Annotated in this window: 1 protein-coding gene; it reads left to right on the top strand. The window is 67.2% G+C overall.

Annotation, left to right across the window (positions count from 1 at the left end; translation table 11 throughout):
* Positions 1 to 930 (top strand): ketol-acid reductoisomerase (gene ilvC / locus AQJ67_RS08815; RefSeq protein ID WP_063807301.1); only part of this gene is annotated, 930 nt, incomplete at both ends.

Here is a 930-nt window from a genome sequence, read left to right as displayed (position 1 = left end):
TTGTTCTACGACGCCGACGCCGACCTGTCCATCATCCAGGGCCGCAAGGTCGCGGTCATCGGTTACGGCAGCCAGGGCCACGCCCACGCGCTGTCGCTCCGTGACTCGGGTGTCGACGTCCGTGTCGGTCTGCACGAGGGCTCCAAGTCCAAGGCGAAGGCCGAGGAGCAGGGCCTGCGCGTGGTGACCCCGTCGGAGGCCGCCGCCGAGGCCGACGTCATCATGATCCTCGTCCCGGACCCGATCCAGGCCCAGGTCTACGAGGAGCACATCGCCCCGAACCTGAACGACGGCGACGCGCTCTTCTTCGGCCACGGCCTGAACATCCGCTACGGCTTCATCAAGCCCCCGGCCGGCGTCGACGTCTGCATGGTCGCCCCGAAGGGCCCGGGTCACCTGGTGCGCCGCCAGTACGAGGAGGGCCGCGGCGTTCCGTGTATCGCGGCCGTCGAGCAGGACGCCTCCGGCAACGCCTTCGCGCTCGCCCTGTCCTACGCCAAGGGCATCGGCGGCACCCGTGCCGGCGTCATCAAGACCACCTTCACCGAGGAGACCGAGACCGACCTGTTCGGTGAGCAGGCCGTTCTCTGCGGTGGTACGGCCGCGCTGGTCAAGGCCGGTTTCGAGACGCTGACCGAGGCCGGCTACCAGCCGGAGATCGCGTACTTCGAGTGCCTGCACGAGCTGAAGCTGATCGTGGACCTCATGTACGAGGGCGGCCTGGAGAAGATGCGCTGGTCGATCTCCGAGACCGCCGAGTGGGGCGACTACGTCACCGGCCCGCGGATCATCACCGACGCCACCAAGGCCGAGATGAAGAAGGTCCTCGCCGAGATCCAGGACGGCACCTTCGCCCAGCAGTGGATGGACGAGTACCACGGCGGTCTGAAGAAGTACAACGAGTACAAGAAGCAGGACTCCGAGCACCTG

Source organism: Streptomyces caeruleatus (assembly GCF_001514235.1).
Classification (GTDB): Bacteria; Actinomycetota; Actinomycetes; order Streptomycetales; family Streptomycetaceae; genus Streptomyces; species Streptomyces caeruleatus.
Note: the sequence above shows the minus strand (reverse complement) of the source record. Positions and strands in the feature narration are given on the sequence as shown.